The following is a 25,092-nucleotide window of genomic DNA, read 5'->3' as shown; positions in this document are numbered from 1 at the left end:
CATGAATTCAAGAATAAAAAAAATAATCAACAAATTAAGATCAAAAGCAGCGGTAACGATTATACTTCTAAGTTCAGTTGTTTTTTCCTGCACAGATGTTGTAGATGTGGCTGTGCCAACTGAAGCCTCTCGTCTTGTTATAGAGGCGTCTCTAGATTGGGAAAAAGGCACTTCAGGAAATGATCAAACTATTAAACTTAGTCTTACCACACCGTTTTTTGATACAGCCCTAGATCCGGTAGTCGGTGCATTTGTAAGCGTTGAAAATGTCACAAATGGAGAAGTTTATGTGTTCGAGGATCAGCAAGATGGAAGGTATACTATTTCAGATTTCGAGCCTATTATTAATAATGTCTATAATTTGGAGATAATCTATAACGATGAGACCTATATCGCACAAGAAACATTAATACCAGTTCCTGAAATAAACAGGATAGAACAATCACGTATAGGTGGCTCAGATGAAGAGGAGTTAGATCTTACTATTTATTTTGACGATCCCGAGAATGAAACAAATTTTTATTATGCTACCTTTTTAGAAGGCGATGATTTGTTCCCTCTAAGAGTGGTTGTGTCAGATGAATTTACCAATGGTAATGAAGTATCTATTTTTTACGAAGAAAATGCCGAGGATGCAGAAGATGAAATATTACCTGGAGATATGGTGGATATCAACTTGTATGGTATTTCCGAACTCTATTATGACTTCTTGCATATACTTATAGAACAAAGTGATAACGTTGGTGACCCTTTTGCAACCATACCAACAAGGTTAAAAGGAAACTTCGTAAATCTTCAGAACCAAGATAATTATGCCTTCGGATTTTTTAGAGTCACTGAGGTCGTAAATCAAGTTTATACTTTTGTCGAACAGGAAAACTAATAGTATTACAGAAAATTAGAAGTTATGGGAGAACCGATGTTTCTAAGATTTTTTTTAAAGCATCTTGTTATAGGTTCTGTCTACATAAAGGATAAGATATAAATGATTATTTTATAAGTAATAGTATATTATGAGCGCAAATTTGTTTTAAATCAGATTGCTCAAATCATTATTTTTTAGTAATACTTTTAGTCTTTTAAACTATTATAATTTAATATTTTCTAGCATTTCAAATGAGTTAAAATATCATCCGTTGTAGTCCATACTTGCTTTGTATTATTCTTAATTTTAATAGATTAAATTAATTAAAACAACCAAAAACATAAACTATGGAAAACACCGAAAAAAAGCCAAATAATTATTTAAAATTTTTCGCAATGATTGGCACCTCAATGGTTGCGATGTTCTTTTTGATGTACACACACTCGTATCAGATTATTGACCATTTCTGGTACAGTGAGACCAGATTTTTTATGACCCTGATTATGGGTGGGTCGATGGTCATTATTATGCTTCTGTATATGTTAAATATGTACAAAGAGAGAAACAAGAATATTATGATTTTGAGTCTAGGGGTTTTATTGATTGCAGGAGGGATTTGGCTAGTCCGAAGTCAAGTAACAGTTACTGGTGTTGACTATATGGAAGGAATGATTCCCCATCACTCTATAGCTATTTTAACTAGCGAACGTTCAAAAATAAAAGATGTCAGGGTAAGGAAACTTGCCGATGAAATCATCAAGGCGCAACGTAGAGAAATAATGGAAATGCAATGGTTAATCAATGACATCAAGGAGAATGGAATAGTGGAAACAGAAGAGGAGAGAAAGAATCACCCAATTCCTAAGTTTGAAGGTTCGCTTACCAAGGAAACAAAAAATCTAAACGATTAAAAATATAAGTATACATCATCGATTAAAAGAAAAAGGATTTACCTTAAATAATCTTTCCAATTAGGGAAAGGCTTTAGAGGTTGAAAATCTTTTTTCTTTTAGAGGTTGATGAATTCAAAAAAAATTGACTGCCAGCCTGCAAAAAGCTCTTTACAGGAACCACAAGTCAATTTTTCAGCAAATTTTACAACTCTTTCAGCGAATAACGTAACAGCTTTCCCGTGTTCTATTCCGAAATTTGTGAAATACAAAACGGAGTAATAAATGGAAGCAACCAATATATTCAAAACCAAACCCAAAGAACAAAAATCAGGCATAAAAAAATCCTTTCCAGTTACGGGTATGACCTGTGCCGCCTGTGCCAGTAGTGTTGAGTCGATTCTTTCCCATACCGATGGCGTAAACAAGGCCATCGTAAATTTTGCCAGCAATTCGGTTTTAGTCGATTACGATGAAACCATTTCTGAAGAAAAACTTCAGAACGCACTGCGTGAAGTGGGCTATGATATCATTATCGATGCAGAAGACCCAGTGGAAGCACAACAAGAGCTTCAGCAAAAGCATTACCAGGACATAAAAAACCGTACCATTTGGTCAGCTATTCTGACGCTGCCCATCTTCGTACTTGGAATGTTCTTTATGCAATGGGTACCTGGTAAGTGGATTTCTTTGGTATTGGCTATTCCTATTCTTTTCTGGTTTGGGCGTAGTTTTTTTATCAATGCTTTCAAACAGGCCAAACGTGGCAAGGCGAATATGGATACCTTGGTGGCTTTAAGTACGGGCATTGCATTTTTGTTTAGTGTGTTCAATACCTTATTTCCGGAATTTTGGTTAAATCGTGCTATTGAGCCACACGTTTATTACGAAGCGGCGACAGTGATTATCACCTTTATTTCTTTGGGGAAATTACTGGAAGAAAAGGCCAAATCGAATACTTCTTCGGCCATTAAAAAATTAATGGGATTACAACCTAAAACGCTTAAAGTTATTGATAATGGGGAAGAAAAAGAAATTCCCATTTCTGCTGTACAAGTAGGTCAAACTATTTTAGTCCGCCCTGGAGAAAAGATTCCCGTAGATGGGGAAGTTACTAAAGGAAGCTCGTATGTAGACGAAAGTATGATTACGGGAGAACCTGTTCCAGTGCAAAAGTCTAGAGAAGAGAAGGTATTTGCTGGTACTGTCAATCAAAGAGGTAGTTTTCAATTCAAGGCAGAAAAAGTGGGAGTTGAAACCCTGCTTTCCCAAATCATAAAAATGGTACAGGAAGCACAGGGCAGCAAAGCACCCGTACAAAAATTGGTTGATAAAATTGCTGGAATTTTTGTTCCCATCGTATTGGGGATATCCATTATTACCTTCATCGTATGGATGTCTATGGGAGGTGATAATGCGTTTTCTCAAGCTTTATTGACTTCTGTCGCTGTATTGGTCATTGCCTGTCCTTGCGCCTTAGGGTTGGCTACACCTACTGCTATTATGGTGGGAATTGGAAAAGGTGCCGAAAATAATATCCTTATAAAAGATGCCGAGAGTTTAGAACTCGGTCATAAAGTTAATGCTATCATCCTTGATAAAACTGGCACTATTACCGAGGGAAAACCATTGGTGACCGATATACATTGGAAGCGTACACTTGAAAATAAAAATAAATTTAAACAGTTGCTTTTAGCAATAGAAGCCCAATCTGAACACCCCTTGGCGGAAGCAGTTGTTAATCATTTTAAAGAAGAAAATATTGAAAAAGTTGAAATTGCTTCTTTTGAAAGTATTACGGGTAAAGGTGTGCAGGCTAAAACAGAAAATGGCTCACAATACTATATTGGAAACCATAAACTAATGCTTGAGAAGAATATTCAAATTGATGCTTCCTTGATGCAAACAGCAGAAAGTCTTGAAGAGCAAGCAAAAACCGTCATATTCTTTGGTAATGAAATAGATGTATTGGCGATACTTGCTATTGCAGACAAAATAAAGGAAACTTCAAAAATAGCCATTGCAACACTTCAGGAAAGGGACATTGATGTCTATATGCTCACAGGTGATAATAATAAGACAGCATCAGCCGTAGCCCAACAAGTGGGAATAGCAAATTTCCAAGGGGAAGTAATGCCCTCGGATAAAGCAGCCTTTGTGAAAAAATTGCAGTCTGATGGTAAAATAGTAGCTATGGTAGGCGATGGCATCAATGATTCCCACGCCTTGGCGCAAGCCGATGTAAGTATCGCGATGGGCAAAGGGTCCGATATTGCGATGGATGTTGCAAAAATGACATTGATAACCTCAGATTTACAATCCATTCCGAAAGCATTGGCACTATCAAAAAAAACGGTACTGGGCATCCGTCAAAACCTGTTTTGGGCATTCATTTATAATATTATTGGTATTCCGATAGCGGCAGGCGTGCTATACCCTATAAATGGCTTTTTATTAGACCCAATGATTGCAGGTGCAGCAATGGCATTTAGTAGTGTCTCTGTAGTTGCAAATAGCTTAAGGTTAAAAAGGATAAAACTTTAATACTAATTATAAATTAAAATAATATGAAAACTTTAAAATTTAAAACAAACATTAATTGTGGCGGTTGTATATCTAAGGTAACACCACTCTTAAATAATCAGGAAGGTGTTGAAAGCTGGGAAGTGGATACTGTAAACCCAGATAAAATTCTAACAATAAAAAGCGATGGTGCTTCAGAAGAAGATGTAAAAGCTACATTGCAAAAAGTGGGCTTCAATGCAGAAGCTGTAGATTAATGCTCTTTAGTTTAATATGGCTTACATTTTAATTTCGGTTGTAATTCTTCTATTTGCGATTCATTTTTATAGAAAAGCGCAACGTCATAGAATTAAACCATTTCCAGAACATTGGCACGGGCTATTATTAGAGAATGTACATTATTATAGCAACCTTTCAAAAGAGAAGCAAAAGGTTTTTCAACAGCGAATGATGCAATTTTTGAGTGAAGTCTATATTGATGGCGTACAATTGGAATTGCAAGAGCTCGATAAGATTTTGATTGCCGCAAGTGCTGTGATACCCGTTTTTGGCTTTCCAGAATGGCACTATACCAATTTAAGCGGAATACTGTTATATCCAGACAATTTCAATGAGGATTTGCAATTTAGCAGTAAAGATAAGTCGCGTATTATTGGCGGAATTGTGGGAAACGGACGTTTTGAAAAGCAAATGATATTATCCAAAAAAGCATTATATCATGGCTTCAAGAACCAAAGCGATAAAAATAATACGGGCATTCACGAATTTGTACATCTCATTGATAAACTCGATGATTTCACGGATGGAATCCCAGAACGGCTGACGGAGCACCAATACACAATTCCATGGTTAAAACTGATCCACAAGGAAATGGAAGCCATCAATGCGAATAAATCCGATATAAGAAACTATGGCGGAACGAATGAAGCGGAATTTTTCGCCGTAGCCGCCGAGTATTTTTTTGAGCGACCTGATTTACTCAAAAGAAAACATCCCGAACTTTATAAAATGTTGGTGAGGTGTTTTAAGCAGGAACCGAAAAAGTGAAAATGGCTCAGTAAGAAAAAAATATCAGGTCAATAGCAAAGAAATTAGCTAGTTGATAATCACTGGCAATATCCCATTCCATGTGAAGTCCATAACAAGGCACAAAAAAGACTTTACCTTACATAGGTTAATAAGAAAATTAACGCTCTGGTATTGATTTCATATCGGGAATACAACTCATATTAGGGCTTTATGGATTTCACCAAAAAAGTGAGAGGCAAAAAGGTCCTGTTTCTATAGTTCCCCATTGTATGATTTTCGTATAAGTTCGGCCTTGCTATTGATCTCCAGTTGCCTATATATATTTTTGATATGGCTTCGTACCGTATCGATACTCACACAAAGTGAATCTGCTACCATTTTATAGCTCTTCCCCTCAACTATAAGGGCTACGATCTCATTTTGTCTTTCGGTAAGGTTCTTGGGTTTTTTCTTTTCTGGTGCAAAATATCCCACAATCTTCCTAGCAATTGCAGGGGACATGTAGGCCCCACCTTTAGCGACAATTTTTATGGCCTCACCGATTAGCAACAATGAAGTCTGCTTGGATATGTAGGAACAGGCCCCTGCTTTTAATGCTCTGAATATGTGGTCGCTATCTTCAAAAGTAGTAAGAATGACGATATTGACCCCGGGATACTGTTTTTTGAGCGGGGCAATACCATCAATCCCAGAAATCCCCGGTAAATTAACATCTAATAAGATGACATTCGGGGTGGTTTTTTTGCCCTTGGCTGAACTCAGAAAATCTTCAATGGAATACCCAGTATGGACAACGTTTATACTGGGATCTTTGCCCATAAAAGCCATCAGGCTATCCAACACGACACGTTCGTCCTCTATAATCGCAACTTGTATCACGGTCAGGTCAATCATAATTTAATGCGCCCAATAAAATAATGGGTATCGCGAGTTTTGTCAATCACATCATCATGTCAAATTCGTCCACTGGCAAATTCAAATTTTAAATGGCAGGTTTAGTGTAATCCGAAATCCGTTGGTAGTATCAACCTCCAACGACCCTTTCATCTTTGAGGTCCTGTATATCATGTTTGAAATACCCAACCCAGTGTTAACCTTTTTTTTAGCCGGGCATCCATTGTCCTCTATGACTATTTTTAATGTCTTGTTCTGAGTTGCGAATACTACCTTAAACATGTTGGCATTGGAGTGCTTCAAGGTATTGGTCACGGCTTCCTTGAATATAAGGAATAAATGCTGTCTGATTTCAGAAGGCAATTTTTTGGATATGGATATTCCTTCTGTCTCAATCTCAAAAGCAATGCCTTTGGGCAAAAGTACTTCCTCAAACAGTTCTTGCATCCTGTTTACCAAATCCCGCAATTTTTCCTGCCTTGAATCAATGCTCCAAACTAAATCCCGCATCTGTGACATGGCCCTTCGACTGATTGCTCTGATTCTTTGAAGTTGAGCCTTATCTTTCTTGCTTGCCTGCATTTCCATAAGCTCGGTTTGCATGCTTAAACCGCTCAACATGGAACCAACTTCATCATGAAGGTCGCTCGAGATTTGCATCCGTAGTCGTTCAATGGCCAACGCCTGCTTCAATCTTAAATTGAACAGCGTGTATATGATGCTTGCCGCAACCAAAGCGCATAGTCCTATAAACCACCAGCTACGGTAGTAGATTTGCTGAACTTTTATGGGTAAGGCGATTTCCCCCTTGCTCATGTTTCCACTGGAATCCGTTCCCCGAACATGGAGTACATACGCTCCGGCAGGTAATTTATTGTATCGAACAAAAGAAGACGTGCCATTAAATTGCCATTGATTTTCAAAACCTTCCAACCAAGTATAATATTTGTGTTTTTCGTTTTTGAAATAGGAGGGCATTGTCCAATGTACTGTCGTATACTGTTCGTATGGTGAAATCTTAAGAGAGTTCACCCCGTTTTGGATAAGGTCCATTGTGGTGGAAGCCGTCTCTTTTTGATTGAGATGCACCACTTTGGTCAACTTCAATGGAGGTAACTGGGTTTTATCCAAGACTCTCTCTGGCTGAAATCGGTTAAGGCCGTTCATCCCACCAAAAAAATAATAACCGTTGTAACCCCGCAGGGAGGCACCGTAGTTGAATTCATTGTGTGAAAGTCCATCTTCTACAAAAAAATTCTGAAAGCGCTCCAATTCAACATCAAAAAAGGAAAGCCCGTTATAGGTGGAAATCCAATAGCCGTTTTCTCCATACGGCAAAATTGCAGTCACATTGTTATCTGCCAAGCCGTCACTATTATCATAAACCTTTATCCGCTTTTTCTCTAAATCGACGTGATTTAGTCCACCACCATAGGTGCCGGCCCATACCCCATTATTGGAATCCTCGTATACCACCAGCACCTTGTTTTTGTTTAATCGGGGTATGGAACCCGTATGGTAGTGGGCATCGATTTTACCATTGATATCGACCAATAACAGACCTTCACTTTGTGTGGCGACCCAAATTTTGTTGGGTGTTTTGCTTTCCAAAAGAAACTGTAGCCCAGTAACATTCTTAGAATTGGACAGATGATCAAATGGAAGCCAATGCCTCCCGCTCTTAGGATCAAAGAGAAGCAGTTCTTTTAAGGAACGTCCAAACAAAAGCCTTCCATCCTTTAACTGAATTAACGGCAGAACATCCGTTAAGTTGATATAAGGCCTGAATTGCTCATATTCCGTTACAGAACCATCTCCTATGTTAATTTTCATCAAAGTTTCACCAATGGCGTAAAGATGAATGCCGTCTTCAGCAAGTACCAAATATTTTGAATCATACAAGGGTTGCCCGGGGTGTTCATAATTCTTGTTGAACTTAAACTCGTATTCCGTTTCGTTCTCCTTCCAGGCTAATAATTTTCTCCGGCTTTCACATTTGGCAATAATGGTATTGTTGGGTAACTGAACAATTCCACGAATAGTATTGCCCCACCCTTGGTTGTCCGAAACGAACATGTGATCGAACAATTGCTTTTTTTCACTAATCTTTGCGATTCCGCCATCGGAGCCTACCCAAAGTAAACCCGTTCCATCCAAAAACAGTGAAGTGATTTTCTTAAAGTCCATTTTGGACTGTAGTTCCGCTGTAAGATCTGAATAACTACTGTCACCGGCCACTTTAAAAAGACGATTTGCACCAGCAAACCAATAGTCTCCTTGTTTGTCCTGTGCGGCATGGTAAATGTTCTGTGGGACATCTAGAAACCTTATGGATTTTTGTGCTTCCCCATTTAATAAATCTATCCCACCCTTACTTTTGGGAAAAATAAAGTGTTTCCCTTCGCGATCAAAAAAAGATTCCAAAAAATGTAGATCGCGACCAAACCAGTCATAGGTGTCCACAGTCACTGTATTTAGAAGATTTCCGTGTATATCGTACTTTGCAAGCCCTTGGGGAATGTTCCCCCACCAGATGTTCAGTTCACTATCAGTTACCAATGATGTGAACCAACTTATGCCTCTTTTTACTTTGGCCAGTGTGATAAAACCTTTGCCCCGCACGTATTTTTGAAGGAATTGATGGGCGTTGTCCTTAGGGCTTCTATCAAAATTATCGGTGATAATCCAAAATGTACCGTCGCGATTTTGGTGTAATGCCATGACCTCACCCTTTATGCCCGCTTCCTCACCAAAAAGTAAAATACCATCATCTTCAATGTCCATGGCAAACAATTTTTTGTCGGCTACAAACCATAGGGAATCGGCACTTTTAAAGTACATTGTACCTTCAATACTTTCTTCGGGTATAAAATGGGGATTATCCGGATTGCTATTATAGGCGACATACTCATAACCATCATATCGCAGGATGCCCTGGGTAGTCCCAAACCACATAAGGCCTTGCGTGTCTTGGGTGATACTTGTGATTTCACGCGACGGGAGTCCTTGGTCCTGAGTCAGTACCTCTATCTGCGGCTTGACCTGTGCCATGGCCCAATGGCTTAAGAAAAGACCCATTAGGGTTATTTCTGCCTGTTTTTTAGCTAGATTCCTAAGTCTGAACAAAAGATACATTATGTTGATTAATACTAATATACAAAAGGGACGACAAAGTAGGGATGATGCCTGAGTCAACCTCTATATGTAGGTTTTTTTAGCCTAAAACCACATGAAAATGTGATTGCAATGATATGGGGACACAATATATTTTTGATATGTCACATCGCAGTTAAGGCATACTCCACTAACGTAAGTCTTTAGTATACTTTTAAAATGTATGAAAAAAGCATAAAAGATTAGCATTGCTAGCTAAAACCGAACAATTATGAGAACACTAAGAGTATCAGCAATGATAATTTTGTTTTTTATAGGTCAAGGCGCTTTTGCACAAGAAAAGAGTTATGCAGAGACCGTTGTTGAAAATCCAACAGCTGAAGAAGACCTTAAAGTGGGAGCATCCTATTTGGATGCATTGGTTGGCAATGACATGGCAACTGTGGCAGGATTGTTGGCTGATGAATATATAGTCAACGGACCAAGCCACAACGAGAAAATCATCAAATTGGAAGAAATTGCGCAATGGAAAGAAATCCACAAAACGCGTACTAATCAAAAAAACAAGTATGTCTATCAGACTTTTAGGGTGCTTGACGGCGATTACCAAGGGGATTGGGTGTCGGTAAGGGGTACATATTCCTTCATTGAAAATGGAACTGATATTGTGCTTCCATACCAATATACGGCCAATGTGAAGAACGGAAAAATTAACGAAGCTTCCATTTACTACGATCGGTTAAGTTTTGCCAAAAAATTGGGCTACACAATAACACCACCAGAAGAATAAATCAAACCTAAATATCATAACACACAATGAAAACTTTGAAAACAACAATTCTGTCGGCAATCACCCTTTTATTTTTTTCAACCACAACGCAAGCGCAAAGTGAAGTAACCTTGGATTTTCCCAATGCCGATGCGGCGCTAAAACTCGCCCAGCAATACGTGCAGGGTTGGAAGGATATGGATGTATCCAAACTCCAGAAAAATCTTGCTGACAAGGCAATGATATATGGCTTGGGTGCAGGCAATGACTCACTGAACGTAGCGCAGCACAAAGATTTTCTTAAAGAAAGTATGAAAACCTATACTTACGAGCTGACTAGTGAATTATACCTCCCTGTAAAAGTAACCAATAACTGGAACGAAGGCGAATGGGTATTATGTTGGGGGCTTAACACAATTACCCATAAAGAGACAGGTAAAAAGAGCCCTGTACGCTACCATACGGCCATCCTTACCGAAAATGGAAAGGAGATTGTTGGAGTGTATTACTATTATGACACAGGAGATGTTATGAGAAGTCAAGGCTTTACCATTACGCCTCCCGGTAAATAATGTATGGATAAGCTATCCCGTGGCAATCAGCAAAACAGAAAAGGACACAAATCATGACTTAATTAAATGTTCCATTGGAATATTGGGTATTCCCGCTAAATTCTCGAGGATTCACCCTGCAGTTGACAGAACGTCTCCTAGACCAATAGAGATCGAAGAATGTTATTGTACCTATACCTTTCCAAGGGCAGTTCGGATAGTTCCATATTTTGATTTCGGTATTGTTACGAAACTGATGGATTACTTTCAGATAGTACCTGATTTTAGCAATCCCCGTTTTGCAACGCATCGGAGAATTGGACAAGGGCGCAATGTATCTTTGTTTTTTGGTTGGCTATCTGTTCAGACTTCTGCCATCATTTCGAGAGTTGGCTTGCCTTATGTAATGGGGTCGCTTGGTCTTGGTTTCTCATGGGTGAAATCAGCCATTATGGCGTTTCTAACCATCAAGCACTGAAAAGTAGTACATCGGAAGTGGATGGTCAGAAGCTACATTATCACCTTCTCTTTCGTCACTTTCAGGTTTGTTGAGCATTTATTGATGACTTTGGAAGCTGGTGCCCGTATGGAAGTTTTGGTACTCATGAGCCGGGCAAGTTGGGCTCCACCCTTATTTATCAGTGAATTGGATATGCAGGGAAAGACAATAAAAAAAGCATTACAATGCAAAATCTAAAAAGGTGCGGGGTTCAGGTCTTAATAGGAGCTATTATAATCCTTACCGGATGGCTTTGCTTTGATTATTTTCTGGAAGTTTGGTGGGCCTGTACTTCCAAAATGCCCTCGAAATAATAGGCTATGAAGTATATAAAAAAAATACCGTATGCACTATTTCTAATACTTTTCACCACTTGTGGTACTCCTAACAACAACAAGGAGAAATCAAGGACGGGAAGTGAAAAGAGCACCCTCTATTTCCTCTCCGATTCCAGTTATTACTACGTAGGTAAGAATGGTTTGGGAGTAGGCGGATATGATGTTATCTCGTACTTCACCAAAGGAAAGGCCATTGAAGGTAAGGATTCCAATTCTTATGAACATGAAGGTGTTACCTACCACTTTGTTAGTGAACAGAGCAGGTCTCTATTCATCAGCAACCCTGAAAAATACCTGCCGCAATTTGGTGGGTATTGCGCGTTTGGTTTGAGAATGGAAACGGGTAAAGGCGTGGGGTCAAACAAACCGGGAAAGTATCCCAGTACACCTACTTCATTTAAGATTATTAATCATAAACTCTACCTTTTTCACGATTCGCCCAACTTCCGAGCGAAGGAAAGATGGGAAGAAAACGAACTCAAGTTTCTTCGCAAAGCAGACAGGACCTGGAAGACCATACATCCAAAAAAAGAGAACGAGAAGATAACGGTACTTCGCCAAATGGCCGAATTTGAAGATGTGGAAGCCATCAGGCTTATCTGGCCGACTTACGACCACAAAAATGGGGAATCAGTAGAAGAAGTGACCTTGGCCATAATAGATACGCTAGTAAAGGACACCAAAATCATTATCAGTTGTGCTGATGACGCCATTCGGGATGAGGCAAAAAATACCCTAACAGATATTTATCCCAATTTGACCAACCTGGTTTTTGAGGTGATTCCATCCATTGAAATTTGGGTGAGGGACATGGGACCCATTTTCGTGAAAACTGAAAGCGGTGGTCATGCCATAGCCGACTTTAATTTTAATTCTTGGGGATATGCAGATACCTTGTATGCTGCCACTAAAATAGAAGAAAAGTATGATGAGGGGGTGGCCAAAATGTTGAGTATTCCACTTATCTCAAGCCCAATGATAAGCGAAGGGGGAAACAGGGAAGTGAACGGCAAGGGGACACTAATGGTCACGGAAAAAGTGGAATCAGGACGAAATCCGACTATGTCCAGAGCCGATATGGAAGTAGAATTCGAAAGGATGCTCGGCATTAAGAATGTAATCTGGCTTGAAGAGGGGCTGGTAGAGGACACCCATACCTTTCTGGGCCCACTGAATACAGCTGAAAAAGGTAACGCTTATACTGTGGTAACAACCAATGGGCATGTCGATGAATTCGCCCGTTTTGTCAACGATTCTACTATTCTTTTAGCAGCTGTGGATAGTACCGAACTATCAGATCCTCTTGCCAGAGAAAATCATCACCGTTTGGAAAAGAACTTCGAAATACTCTCGGGCAGTCGGGATCATGATGGAAACTTGTTTACCATCAAAAGACTGCCATTACCATCCACGATCCTTACCACAATGAATCCTGGAGATTATGTATACGATTACGTAAAAACATTGAATTATCAGGATGGAAGCCTTTTTCCAGAGGGAAATTCCATAACCGTTGTGGTCCCAGCCAGTTACCTCAATTTTATTATAACAAACAAGGTCATTGTCGGGCAAAAATATTGGCGGGATGGAATGCCCGAAAGCATAAGGTTACAAGACGAAAAAGCAAAAGCTATATTGAAAGAGGTATTTCCCGAAAGAAAGGTAGTGATGATAGATGCCCTACCGGTGAATCTGGGAGGAGGCGGATTACATTGCATCACTATGCACCAGCCAAAAATCAAAAAATGATATGTACATCAATTTCAAAAAACCAATGAAAATGAAAAAATCAACACCAAAGTACATCATGTTTCTGCTGGCAAGTCTGATATTGGCCTGTTCTCAACCAGAACCTGATGCAAAATCACCACCGAAAAATGCCTCAATAGAAGAACAACTTGATTACATCAGTAAAAAAGAAAACTTCAGCACTGAAACGGAACGCTTACAGGCGCTCTTTGAACTGTACGCTGACAATGAGCTCAAACAACTGCCTCCTATGGGTACCATAATGGGCAATCATACTTATGACCATCTTTGGATGGAAGTATCACCCGAAGGGTTTGATAGGCGGAAGCAAACCCTAAAGCGGCTTTATGAGACCAAAGATTGGTTTGATGTAGCTGACCTGTCACCCGAAAATGCGACCAACTATCAGGTGTACAACCGCAGTGTCGCTGACAGCTATTACACCAGCCAGTTTCCTAATCACTACCTCATTGTAGACCAGATCCAGAATTACAATCATTACATCGCCATGACGATGCAGTCCATGCCCATTAGAATGGAAAAGGATTTGCAGAACTTCAAATCCAGAATGGAAGGCATTGCCAAAGTACTTGCTGATATGCAGGCATTGTTACAGAAAGGTCTGGATGAGGGTATCTCTATGCCATACACTTCGGTGGTGCAAGTGCCTGCCCAATTGGTCAGTTTGATAACGGACAATCCGGAGGAGAGTGCTTTTTATCAGCCTATAGCCAACCTGCCAGGAAGTATTGACTCGGAAGGAGGACGTTCGTTTCAGGAAGAGATTAGAAATCTTATCAGTCAGGAAGTGAACCCGGCACTATTGACCTTTCACAATTTCATGAAGGATACCTACCTGCCCAGGGCCCGAAGGACGTACGGCCTCAAAGACCTGCCTAACGGCGAGGCCTGGTATAATGAGCGGATCAGTTTCCATACCACGACTGACCTGACAGCCAAAGAAATACACGAAATTGGGAAACGGGAGGTGGCCCGGATTCTTGGAGAAATGGAGCAAATTATCGAAGAATTAAAGTTTAAGGGAGACATCCAAGCTTTCAATACCTTCTTAAAGGAAGACCCACAGTTTTATTTCATCGATCCAGAGGAATTGCTCAAAGCGTATCGTGACATCTGTAAACGTATAGATCCTGAGTTGCCCAAGTTGTTCGGCATTATGCCAGTACTGCCTTATGGCGTAAATGAGACTCCTGCCTATCGAGCAAAAAGTGCTCCTTCAGCCTATTACATGCCAGGGTCCAGGGAAGGGGGAAGGGCAGGTTATTTCTATGCTAACACTTACGATTTAAAGAGCCGCCCTAAGTGGGGAATGGAAGCGCTCAGCCTACATGAAGCAGTGCCTGGCCATCATTTCCAAATTACCATTGCCCAGGAACTGGAAAACGATCCCGAGTTTAAAAAAGTCACGTTTCAATTCACCGCCTTTGCCGAAGGCTGGGGACTTTACGCTGAGAGTCTGGGTGAGGAACTCGGGTTGTACACCGACCCCTATCAACGCTACGGTAGACTAACTGAAGAAATTTGGCGTGCCATTCGCTTGGTAGTGGACACAGGCATCCATGCTTTGGGCTGGTCCAGGGAGGAAGCGATTGAGTATTTCAAAGCCAACTCCGGTATTGCCGAGCACGACATTACGGTGGAAGTAGATCGTTACATCGCCTGGCCGGGGCAAGCATTGGCCTATAAGATTGGGGAATTGAAAATCCTGGAGTTAAAAAAACGGGCCAAAGAAAAATTAGGCAATGATTTTGATATCCGAGACTTCCACGATGTGGTACTTGGTAGCGGTGTTGTGCCACTAAGTGTACTGGAAAGCAATGTGGAAGATTGGATAGCAGGACAACTGGATCGATAAACAGAGCTAAACAAAAACAACTAAGACTATGAAAACAGTTGGAATTATTGGTAGTTCAGGCTTCATTGGAAGTCATACCACAAAGAAATTTTTAGATAAAGGATTTAAGGTTAAGGCTTCAGTCACTGACATTTCAAAAACGGAGAAATACCACCATTTAAAATCGTTAAACAATGCTGAAAATTTGGAGATTGTCCAGCTGAAGGTTGAGAACAAAGAGCAATTAAAGGAGTTTGCGAGTGGCTGCAATATCCTTGTCCACGGAGGCACTCCTTTTCAGTTAGAGGTGCAGGACCCAAAAACTGAACTGTTTGATCCGACCATAGAGGGGACTAAAAATTTCCTGGAAGTTCTCAATACCGCTTCGGGTATTGAAAAGGTTGTCTTTGTCGCTTCGGTGGGAGCCTACAATACCAACTTTCCTTTGCCTCCGGATGGCCTAGGACCTGACGATACGATTGATGAAGAAAACACTCCCTTTATAAGCGAGGAAAGCCATCCCTATGCACAAGCCAAGTTCATCGCAAACCAGACAGTGGAAAAGTATATTAAGGAGCATCCAGCTATAGATTTTGAAATCACCAGTGTTTCACCTGTTGGGGTAATGGGCATGGCATTATCCAAAAGGGAGGATTCGACTTCTTCGGGACTACAATTCTTATTTAAGAACAGGATAGCCCCCAATCCTTTTATCCAAATGATCTATGAGACAGATGCTGAGTTTGCACTTGTGGATGTGAAGGACGTGGCAGAAGGCGTTTATCGTGCGGCTGTTAAAAAAGGTCTGCACGGCAAAAATTACTTGCTCAGTAGCGAAAGCTGGAAGGTGTCCGATATCTCCGTCTTACTCAATGGTGAGAAACCAAAAGGAAACGCAAAGATCGTTTATAAAAATGATGCGGCTAAAAGGGATTTGGGAATTGAGTTCAATTCAGCGATAGTTCCCCTAACGGAATTTAGCAACAATGTAGCAGTGAAAAGCACACACAAATAAAACGATGGATGTACAACAATTTGTAAAGGAGTTCAACAACGACTTTTTCAATGGAAAACTTTCCGCGGCATTTACGGAGCAATTGCTACAATTGCCCATGGACAGGCCCGATGTATTCACCATGATGCGGCGCATGTTCAGCTTTATGAATCAGGCCGACTTTCCCGCGCAAGATGCATCCGTCATGATGGGTGAAGTATTGGGCGCACTGCTGGCCCGCATACTTCCCGGGGCATGGGAAGGCCGGGTGCCCCCCATAACCGTGCCAGGCCGTCATAAGGTCATCGATGAGTATGTACAAAACAGAATGGGAAATACAGCGGGAAGCAGGTCGATGCTGGACATAGGCTGTGGGTTTCCACCATATACTACCCTAGACTCCAGTAAGCTTCTTTCTGACTGGAAAATTATAGCAGCAGACCCATCATTCCCTGTTTACCTGGTGTACGATGAACAGGAGAATTACGCCACCTTTGACGCTGAGAAAAATGTAATCTACTTCCAACCGTCCATCCCGTCCGTTGAGAACTGGAACGAACTGCTATCAGATACAAAGGTGACAAAAGACCGTTTTAAAATACTATTGGACCAACTGCTCGCTCAGCCACATACATCGCCCAATGGTTACCCTCGATTGGAAATCGACCCTATTAAAACCTATGAAACCGATAAACTGACCTTCTTATGGGGAGGTATCGGCCAGGTGGAAATGGAACCAGTGGATTGTATTCGTTGCTTCAATGTGCTTTATTATTTTGATGATGCTTTTTTCCAAAACGCACTTCAATGGTTTGCAAGTAAAACCAAAGAAGGCGGGTTGGTCCTGATAGGCGGTAATTGGGCGGCATCTTCGGAGTGTTACTACCATGTATACCAGAAGAAGGACGGCCACCTTATTGAAAAGGAGTTTGCTTTCAGCATTGACACATTGTGCCCATTTGGCGTGGTTACATGGTATGCCAATCATGATGACGACCGGCAGACCTCACAGTTGATGCATTTGCTCGGTATCATCCGTAAAGACAAGTTTTTCATGGATGAATTTTACACCCTCAATGATGAACTAAGGGCTAATTATCGGTTGTGCCCCCGTGATGATGACGGTTACTATGGCAATGTTGATCCGTCTATATCACCCCTTGAACTATGGCAATTGGTGGAAAACATCATTAATGAACTGAACGAGGCTGGTTTTAACCATAAAGCAGCTGAAGTTCTCAACCAGGCAGGCCTAAAGGCACGGATCAATGAGGTGGGGCATATAGCAATTGACAACACATTAAATAACTGCAAATGAAATTTAAGCTAAAACACTATTTAGCAATTGCGATAGTTGCCTTGAGCATCAATTCGGCATTTGCACAAGACAATGTGCTTGAATACATAAAGGATTATCCAAAGCTGGAACAGTTCAGATTAATGTACGCATGGTTGGAAAATAATGAATTAGGCACGCTTTTATTCTCTGGCTTGTCGAACGCTGAAACAAAAACAAAAAACGTTCAGGCAAGTGTAGATTATGGCTCTAGTTGGTTTAGTATATCTGACGCTCCGGCTACTATTAATGTTCCTAAGTATGACAGGTACTTCTCGGTTTCAGTCTATGACATGAAACACAATATACGAGGGGTTTTTGTTAATCCGGAGAACCCCATTCTATTAATCCGACCCGGTCAGAAAATGCCCAAAGGTGAGTTTCATGCCGTGGAATTGGAAACAGACCAAGGGCTTATCATAACTCGAATGGTGGTAGCTAATAACATGGCCAAAGTAGAAGAGCTGAGGAAGTCCATTGTAATAGAGGGTGGGAAAGGAGAAATAGATTATGAGGCGAAGGAGTTTTCAAAAAAAACAATAAAATGGGGAAATTCCCTTATTGATGCATCAATTCCTTACATAAAAGCTATTTACCCCCAAAAATCGGGAGAAGTAGACCCAATCACTTTAGCAGCAGTTGTAAAAAGAGCACGTCATGGTGCACCTGCGCAGGCGGTTAAATACAGTGTCATAGCAACTGATGAGAAAGGTCAGCCATTTACAGGAAAGGACACCTACGAATTGACCATACCCCCTAATATTGTCCATAAAAAAGGCTATATGTCGATTACGTTATATGGGGTCGATAATAGACTACTTATTCCCAATGAAAAAATCGTTTATGACCGAACAAGCTATTCTTCCAGACAAAACGATGATGGAACATACACGGTCACGCTTAGTCCTACGGGTAAAGGGTTAAATGGTATTCCTACAGGGAAAGCATTTTATGCGATACTACGGGCCTGTGTACCAATCAAAGATGCCGATATGACAGTTATTGTAAACAAGAAGTGAAACATCAATGCCACTTATCATTTTTATCTTTTTATCCAATACCCAGCGATGTGCTACTCTAAATTTTAGATTATATTGAATAACCTTCAACCTTTTAACCTTGGACAAACGAACCTCATATTTTGAAGACATCACCCTTTTAAAGGATAGACCGGTAAAAGGATGGTCCCTTTTAGGGTTATTACTTTTTGGCCTGATTCCTTTTGTCCTTGCCGAATACCAGGTTTTTATTGCCAATCTGGTTTTGGTGAATATCATTATAATACTGGGGTTGAATGTGCTCGTTGGCAATACAGGTCAGATATCATTGGGACATGGAGGTTTTGTGGCCATTGGGGCATATATGACCGTGATCTTGGATGAGGGATGGCTGCCTTTTTTGCCTTCTCTGATTCTGGCGGGGTTTGTAGCAGCCATTTTTGGGTTTATACTGGGGATACCCTCACTCAGGCTGGAAGGGCCCTACCTCGCCGTGGCCACGCTGGGTTTTGGGTTGGCTGTGACCATCGTCATCGGAAGACTGTCATTTTTTGGTGGACATATGGGCATCATGCCCCCTCAGTTGGAGGTTTGGGGAATGAAGTTGACTACCAACTCACATTTGTATTACCTGACATTAGGTATTGCCCTGGTATTGGGGGTTTTTGCCCGACTACTGATCAAGAGCCGAATCGGAAGGGCTTTTTCTGCGATCAGGGATAGTGATATTGCTGCTGCTTCCCTGGGGGTAAATGTGGTTCGGTACAAGACCATGAGTTTTGCTTTCAGTGCCTTCTATGCCGGAATAGGTGGTGGCATCTGGGCCTATGTGCTGGGTTTTATCAGCCCGGGAAACTTCACCCCCGTCCTTTCCATCCTCCTGTTGTCCATGGTCGTAGTAGGCGGATTGGGCACCATCACGGGATCCGTACTGGGAGCCACGGTCATTACGCTTTTGAACCTCCAAGGAGAAAAAATCCAGGAAGTTCCCCTGATTGGGCCTTTTTTCGAGTGGGTCAGTGTCCATTATATGTCCATCAGTGGATTGCCCAATATCAATTTTGTATTCATGGGGTTGACCGTAATCCTAATCATCCTCTTTGAGCCGCTTGGCCTTTTTGGGATTTGGATGAGAATCAAAATCTATTTTAAAACCTGGCCATTTTAATATGATAGGACAACTCATCATGACGGGAATCGTTGCTGGTAGCATTTATGCTCTGGTCGCACTGGCCATGAGCCTCACCTATAAATCCTCCGAAGTGGCCAACTTCGCTCAGGGAGAAATGGCGATGTTCTCCACTTATGTAGCTTTTGTGATGCTGGCCACCTATCAGCTCCCCTTTTGGGTGGCTTTTGGTGGTTCGCTGCTGTTTGCTTTTCTTTTGGGACTCTTTTTACACCTGGCCATCATCAGAAGGGCCAAAGACCCCAACGTGTTGAACCTTTTGATTATCACTTTGGGCTTTCAGGTCTTTTTGTATGGGCTGGCAGGATGGAAATGGGGATCAGAACAGCGTGTTTTGAAAATCCCGGTATCTCAAACCGAAACGGTTGAATTTGCGGGCCTGATCATTTCACAATTGAATCTGGCCACAATCCTGGTGGCTATCCTCCTCATGATTTCAGTTTACATCCTGCTGCGGTTTACCAAACTCGGATTGGCCATCAAAGCGACCCAGCAGAACGAAACTGCGGCTAAGATCAATGGTATCCCTACTAGGCGAATTGTGGCCATTACCTTTGGTATCAGTTCAGTAATAGGAGCAGTCGCCGGGATATTGATGGCACCTATCACCACTCTGGACCCCAACATGATGATAGAGCCCTTGCTCAAAGGTTTTGCTGCGGCAGTACTCGGCGGGTTCAACAGCCTGGCCGGAGTTGTGTGCGGGGCATTTATTCTTGGGATAGTGGAGAGCCTTTTCGGATTTTATATCTCTACTGAGTTTAAATCTATTGTGGCATTCCTGATCATCGTTATTGTCCTTTATTTCAAACCGTCCGGATTATTTGGGACTCACTACACCCGAAAAGTATGAGCATAGCACTAGCATTGAAAAGAGTGACCAAGAGGTTCGGTGGTCTGATAGCCACTGATGACATTTCCGTGGAGGTGAAAAAGGGCGAAATCTTCTCGATCATTGGACCGAATGGTGCCGGAAAGTCCACCTTGTTCAATTGTATCAGCGGGCTGTACAAAGTCAGTCAGGGTTCGGTTTGGTTGAATGGTGAAGAAATCACCGGGGCTAATCCACATGCAATCGCCAGAAAGGGCCTGAGCAGGACCTTTCAAAACTTGGAGCTATTCAGCAAGATGACCACCATGGAAAACCTCATGTTGGGCCGGCACCTGTACATGAAAACCAATTTTTGGAACTTGCCTACAATGCTCTGGGAAAAGGGCCCGGCAGCCAAAGACGAAATTAAACATAGGGAAAAAGTGGAACAGATTATTGACTTGCTGGATTTGCAATCGGTAAGAAACAGGTACACCTCGCAGCTCCCGTACGGCCAGCAGAAAATTGTGGAGTTGGGCCGGGCACTGGCCGCCGAACCCTCTGTGTTATTGCTCGATGAGCCTGCGGCCGGTTTGAACCTGGAAGAAAAAGATGAACTGGTCTTTTGGATCAATGACATCAGGCGCTTGTTTGATATCACTATCCTGGTCATTGAGCACAACATGGGGTTGGTCACCTCTATTTCTGACCGTATCATGGCCCTCAATTTTGGTAGGTCTATTGTCACAGGTAAACCGGAAGCCGTGATCAAACACCCCGAGGTGGTAAAAGCATATTTAGGATGAAACAACCGATGCTAAACATAAAGAACATTGAAACCTATTATGACAGGATACTGGCACTGAAGGGAATCTCACTATCCATTGAGAACGGCTCCGTCACTGCGGTACTGGGAAATAATGGAGCGGGCAAGACCACCATACTTCAGACAGTCATAGGGCTGCTGGACGACCAACCCGAAAAGGGGTCCATCTTCTTTCAGGGAAGGGACATCACGGGCAAAGAAACCGTGGACATAGTGAAAATGGGGATTGGCTATGTCCCGGAAGGTAGGGAGGTCTTTCAGGAACTCAGTGTTTTGGAAAACCTGATGGCTGGCGGCTATATGCACAATTCAGCCTCGGCAAAGGAGACCATAGAAAAAGTGTATAGGTATTTTCCGGTTTTAAAAGAGCGTCAAAAGCAGATGGCCGGTACACTATCCGGTGGCGAACAGCAAATGCTGGCCATTAGCAGGGCACTCATGAACCGCCCCCAATTGTTGTTTTTGGACGAACCTTCACTGGGCTTATCACCCTTATTGGTAGACCAATTGTTTGACATCATTCATCAGATAGCCAAAGACGGCCTTACGGTCTTGCTGGTGGAGCAAAACGCCAATAAAGCGTTGGCGATTGCCGATTATGGATACATCCTGGAAAACGGCAGGTTTGTCGCTTCCGGAACCGTGGAGCAGTTAAAAAGAGATGAAGATGTACAGGAATTTTACCTGGGTATAAAAGCGGAAGAATCTGTGCGTGCTACACAGCGGTATAAAAGAAAAAGGAGATGGAACTAAGGCCATGAGCGAATTGAACCTAAATACCATCCCAGGACTATTCCTGAACAATGCAGGAAAATTTGGAGATACCATCGCCATTCGTCATAAGTCCTTTGGCTTATGGAAGGATGTGACCTGGCATGAATACAAGGATGCTGCCCTGACAGTGGCAAACGGGCTATTAAGTCTTGGTATAGAAAAGGGTGATTTTGTCGGCGTGATAGGAGAAAATTGCCCCGAGTGGTTATACATCGACATAGGCACACAGCTCGCGGGGGCCATTACTGTAGGCATCTACACTACCAATGCCGCTGCGCAATGCCAATACGTGGTTAACCATGCCGGGTGTAGTTGCCTTTTTTTGGAAAACGAGGAGCAGCTCGACAAATGGCTCCAGTTTAAAGACACCTCGCCACAGGTGAAAAAAGTCATTGTATGGGACTGGAAAGGGCTTGATGATTTCAATGATGATAGGGTCATATCGCTGAAGAAGCTCATGAAAACAGGGGAAAAAGCCTCACCGAAAATTGTCGAAAAGGGAGAAAAGATACGTGGCGGATTAAAAGAGGACGAAACGGCCATTCTGATCTATACATCAGGCACCACTGGCCCTCCCAAGGGGGTCATGCTGACACACAAAAACCTGACCTGGTCGGCGAGAGCAATCTCCGGCATCCAGAAAGAGACGGAAGTTGGCCCGAAAGATGAAGTACTCTCCTTCTTGCCGCTCTGTCATATTTTCGAACGTATGTTCAGTGTACTGGCACACATTCAATCCGGCTATGTGGTCAACTTTATAGAAGGCCCTCAGACGGTCGCTGAAAACCTTAGGGAAATTTCCCCTACTATTGGATATGCCGTGCCCAGGATTTGGGAAAAGTACCACGCTAAAATTAATCTGGCCATAGATGAGGCTACGTGGGTCAAAAGATGGTTCGCACGACATGCGATCAATCATGGGCAAAAGGTCATTCAACACTTAATTGCAGGAAACAATGTCACCCCAATGGACAAATTGCAGCGATGGGTTTTTGAAAAAACCGTTTATTGGCAGATACGCAAACATTTGGGCATGGAGCGGATGCGTTATGCCTTTTCGGGGGCGGCTCCCATAGCCCCGGATATCTTGTTGTTTTTCAATGCGATTGGGCTGAACATTATCGAGGGTTACGGACAGACAGAGTCTTGTGCGGTCACCTCCAGCACACGTTATAGAACACTGCGGTTCGGGACGGTCGGGCTGCCAATCCCGGGGGTGGAGGTCAAGCTTAGCGACGAGGGTGAAATTCTGGTAAAGGGGCCATGTGTGTTCAAAGGGTACTTTAAAAACGAAGAAGCTACCCGAAATACCATCAAAGATGGATGGCTGTACACCGGGGATATCGGAGAAATGGATGAAACCAACCATATCATCATCACAGATAGAAAGAAAGATATCATCATCACTGCAGGGGGGAAAAACATTGCGCCCCAGTACATCGAAAACAAACTGAAATGTAGCGCCTACATCAATGATGCCATCGTCATTGGTGAAAAGAGGAAGTTTGTGGCTGCCCTGATTGTGCTGGATGAGGAGCACATCAGCAAATATGCCCGGGACAATAAGGTGGTCTACCAGACTTATGCAGATTTGGCGGAAAACGCCCAAATCAATGAACTTATCCATAAGGAGGTGGATACGGTTAACAAAGGCCTGTCGAGGGTAGAATCAGTCAGGAAGTTTGCCATCCTGCCCAGGCGACTCTATCAGGAGGATGGAGATGTGACACCTACGATGAAAGTGAAAAGAAACGCTATTGCCAATAACTATAAACAACTTATAGAATCCATGTATCACTAAATTATAAATACTATGAAGAACCTAAACCATTTGATTGCGATAGTAATCTTCGTCACCATAACGTCCTGCGGACGTGGCAGGGGAAGTTCCGAGTCATCTTCACAAACCGCTGAGGTTGGCGTGACTGACAGCACCATTACCATTGGCACCTGGGGGCCGCTTACAGGCCCGGCAGCCCTATGGGGGAACGTACCACGGGGGGTTGATGCCTATTTTCATTATATCAATGAAAAGGGGGGTATCCACGGCAGGAAGATCAATGTGGTGATCAAGGACGATGGCTTTCAGCCGTCAAAAACCGTAGCTGCCGTTCGTGAGATGGTCGAGAAGGACAAGGTGTTCGCCTTTGTGGGAGGTGTGGGGACTGCCCCCTGCATGGCAGTGAAGGACTACATTGCACGAAACGAAGTCCCCTGGGTATCACCTGCAAGCGGAGCGACACATTGGGCATATCCCCCTCAAAACAACCTCTTCAGTACGTACTCGCTTTATTTTGACGAAGCTTTTGTACAGGTAGACCATATCGTCAACAGTCTTGGCAAAGATAAAATTGCGATGATCTATCAAAATGATGATTTTGGCAAAAGTGGATTGGTCGGTGTGAAGATTGCGATGGAAAAATACGACCTGGAATTGGTCGAAGAAGTATCAACTGAAGTGACCGATCAGGACCTGGGGTCCCATGTCGCCAAATTAAAAGATTCCGGGGCTGAGGTAGTCATTATGCAGGTCCTTCCTCGTCAGGGCGCAATAATTACCGGCACAGCCGCTGTTTTGGGGTATGCTCCGCAATGGATTACCAATTCCACATTGAGCGATACCGAGTTGATGCACAAAATCACCGAAGGTCGCTGGGCCGGTGTTCGGTTCAGTGGTTTTTTCAATTACGAAGCAGATGTTGACATGGAAGGATACCAGGCTGCATTGAAGGACAAATATCCGGATTTGCCATGGACCACATTTGTGGCATCCGGCTATTACTTTGCAGAACCTGTCGCCAAAGCACTTCAGGATTCCGGGCCCGACCTCACTCGTGAAAAATTCATTCAGGCCATGGAAAATATCAGGGATTTTAGTGGGCTTGGTTTTGGGATTAGTTTCGGTGAAGGGGAGAGACAGGGTACCAGGGGGGCAGCCATGTTTGAGTGTAGTGAAAACGGCCAGGCCGAGCAAATCTCAGCGCTCAAAATGTCTGAGCTAAACCTTGACTATGCCATTGAAAAGCTGGCAGAGGAATGATGTTGCTTACAAACCCGGGAGGGTTTCAAACCCTAGAGGAAATAACAA

The 25,092-nt window shown here is 42.4% G+C and carries 20 protein-coding genes; 18 read left to right on the top strand and 2 right to left on the bottom strand.

Going from position 1 to position 25,092, the window contains the following annotated elements; genetic code table 11:
- Nucleotide 1: 1 nt before the first annotated feature.
- From CLV81_RS00500 to CLV81_RS00480, 5 genes are all read left to right on the top strand, one after another.
- Entirely contained in the window at nucleotides 2-883 is an 882-nt protein-coding gene (locus CLV81_RS00500; RefSeq protein ID WP_106143123.1) for a DUF4249 family protein, read from the top strand.
- Nucleotides 884-1,212: 329 nt separating this feature from the next.
- Nucleotides 1,213-1,776 carry a DUF305 domain-containing protein gene (locus CLV81_RS00495; RefSeq protein ID WP_106143122.1) on the top strand — a complete coding sequence of 188 codons (564 nt, stop codon included), beginning with the start codon at nucleotides 1,213-1,215 and terminating at the stop codon, nucleotides 1,774-1,776.
- Between the two features lie 264 nt (nucleotides 1,777-2,040).
- Nucleotides 2,041-4,299, top strand: coding sequence for a heavy metal translocating P-type ATPase (locus CLV81_RS00490; protein ID WP_106143121.1), 2,259 nt, complete (start codon nucleotides 2,041-2,043; stop codon nucleotides 4,297-4,299).
- Between the two features lie 23 nt (nucleotides 4,300-4,322).
- Nucleotides 4,323-4,535: a heavy-metal-associated domain-containing protein gene (locus CLV81_RS00485; protein WP_106143120.1), complete on the top strand. Its 213-nt coding sequence runs from the start codon at nucleotides 4,323-4,325 to the stop codon at nucleotides 4,533-4,535.
- 16 nt (nucleotides 4,536-4,551) lie between these two features.
- Entirely contained in the window at nucleotides 4,552-5,325 is a 774-nt protein-coding gene (locus tag CLV81_RS00480; RefSeq protein WP_106143119.1) for a M90 family metallopeptidase, read from the top strand.
- 234 nt (nucleotides 5,326-5,559) lie between these two features.
- On the opposite strand, the gene CLV81_RS00475 is transcribed toward CLV81_RS00480, so the two are convergent.
- Nucleotides 5,560-6,201, bottom strand: a complete 642-nt coding sequence (locus CLV81_RS00475; RefSeq protein WP_245911869.1) for a response regulator — start codon at nucleotides 6,199-6,201, stop codon at nucleotides 5,560-5,562.
- A gap of 81 nt (nucleotides 6,202-6,282) precedes the next feature.
- On the bottom strand, nucleotides 6,283-9,252 hold the full coding sequence (locus tag CLV81_RS00470; RefSeq protein WP_158259047.1) for a sensor histidine kinase: 2,970 nt from the start codon (nucleotides 9,250-9,252) through the stop codon (nucleotides 6,283-6,285).
- Between the two features lie 334 nt (nucleotides 9,253-9,586).
- On the opposite strand from CLV81_RS00470, the gene CLV81_RS00465 reads away from it, so the two are divergent.
- From CLV81_RS00465 to CLV81_RS00400, 13 genes are all read left to right on the top strand, one after another.
- On the top strand, nucleotides 9,587-10,105 hold the full coding sequence (locus tag CLV81_RS00465; protein ID WP_146129794.1) for a nuclear transport factor 2-like protein: 519 nt from the start codon (nucleotides 9,587-9,589) through the stop codon (nucleotides 10,103-10,105).
- Nucleotides 10,106-10,131: 26 nt separating this feature from the next.
- Nucleotides 10,132-10,656: a nuclear transport factor 2-like protein gene (locus tag CLV81_RS00460; protein ID WP_106143116.1), complete on the top strand. Its 525-nt coding sequence runs from the start codon at nucleotides 10,132-10,134 to the stop codon at nucleotides 10,654-10,656.
- A gap of 798 nt (nucleotides 10,657-11,454) precedes the next feature.
- Entirely contained in the window at nucleotides 11,455-13,221 is a 1,767-nt protein-coding gene (locus CLV81_RS00450; RefSeq protein ID WP_106143114.1) for a YHS domain-containing (seleno)protein, read from the top strand.
- Between the two features lie 31 nt (nucleotides 13,222-13,252).
- Nucleotides 13,253-15,097, top strand: coding sequence for a DUF885 domain-containing protein (locus CLV81_RS00445; RefSeq protein ID WP_211297975.1), 1,845 nt, complete (start codon nucleotides 13,253-13,255; stop codon nucleotides 15,095-15,097).
- 28 nt (nucleotides 15,098-15,125) lie between these two features.
- On the top strand, nucleotides 15,126-16,091 hold the full coding sequence (locus CLV81_RS00440) for an NAD-dependent epimerase/dehydratase family protein (protein ID WP_106143113.1): 966 nt from the start codon (nucleotides 15,126-15,128) through the stop codon (nucleotides 16,089-16,091).
- A gap of 4 nt (nucleotides 16,092-16,095) precedes the next feature.
- On the top strand, nucleotides 16,096-17,388 hold the full coding sequence (locus tag CLV81_RS00435; protein WP_106143112.1) for a class I SAM-dependent methyltransferase: 1,293 nt from the start codon (nucleotides 16,096-16,098) through the stop codon (nucleotides 17,386-17,388).
- Entirely contained in the window at nucleotides 17,385-18,425 is a 1,041-nt protein-coding gene (locus CLV81_RS00430) for a DUF1214 domain-containing protein (RefSeq protein ID WP_106143111.1), read from the top strand. Before CLV81_RS00435 ends, CLV81_RS00430 begins: the two co-directional genes overlap by 4 nt.
- Nucleotides 18,426-18,525: 100 nt before the next feature.
- Nucleotides 18,526-19,572, top strand: a complete 1,047-nt coding sequence (locus CLV81_RS00425) for a branched-chain amino acid ABC transporter permease (protein ID WP_106143110.1) — start codon at nucleotides 18,526-18,528, stop codon at nucleotides 19,570-19,572.
- Nucleotide 19,573: 1 nt separating this feature from the next.
- Entirely contained in the window at nucleotides 19,574-20,446 is an 873-nt protein-coding gene (locus tag CLV81_RS00420; protein WP_106143109.1) for a branched-chain amino acid ABC transporter permease, read from the top strand.
- Entirely contained in the window at nucleotides 20,443-21,210 is a 768-nt protein-coding gene (locus CLV81_RS00415; RefSeq protein WP_106143108.1) for an ABC transporter ATP-binding protein, read from the top strand. Before CLV81_RS00420 ends, CLV81_RS00415 begins: the two co-directional genes overlap by 4 nt.
- Nucleotides 21,207-21,983 carry an ABC transporter ATP-binding protein gene (locus CLV81_RS00410; protein ID WP_106143107.1) on the top strand — a complete coding sequence of 259 codons (777 nt, stop codon included), beginning with the start codon at nucleotides 21,207-21,209 and terminating at the stop codon, nucleotides 21,981-21,983. The genes CLV81_RS00415 and CLV81_RS00410 overlap by 4 nt, the downstream gene beginning before the upstream one ends.
- Nucleotides 21,984-21,987: 4 nt before the next feature.
- Entirely contained in the window at nucleotides 21,988-23,805 is a 1,818-nt protein-coding gene (locus CLV81_RS00405) for an AMP-dependent synthetase/ligase (protein WP_106144837.1), read from the top strand.
- A 12-nt stretch (nucleotides 23,806-23,817) separates the two neighbouring features.
- On the top strand, nucleotides 23,818-25,044 hold the full coding sequence (locus CLV81_RS00400; RefSeq protein ID WP_106143106.1) for an ABC transporter substrate-binding protein: 1,227 nt from the start codon (nucleotides 23,818-23,820) through the stop codon (nucleotides 25,042-25,044).
- The last annotated feature ends 48 nt before the right edge of the window (nucleotides 25,045-25,092 follow it).

The sequence above is a fragment of the Flagellimonas meridianipacifica genome, assembly GCF_003001695.1.
GTDB lineage: Bacteria > Bacteroidota > Bacteroidia > Flavobacteriales > Flavobacteriaceae > Flagellimonas > Flagellimonas meridianipacifica.
The sequence above is the reverse complement of the archived record's forward strand: the minus strand, read 5'-3'. Positions and strand labels throughout refer to the sequence as shown.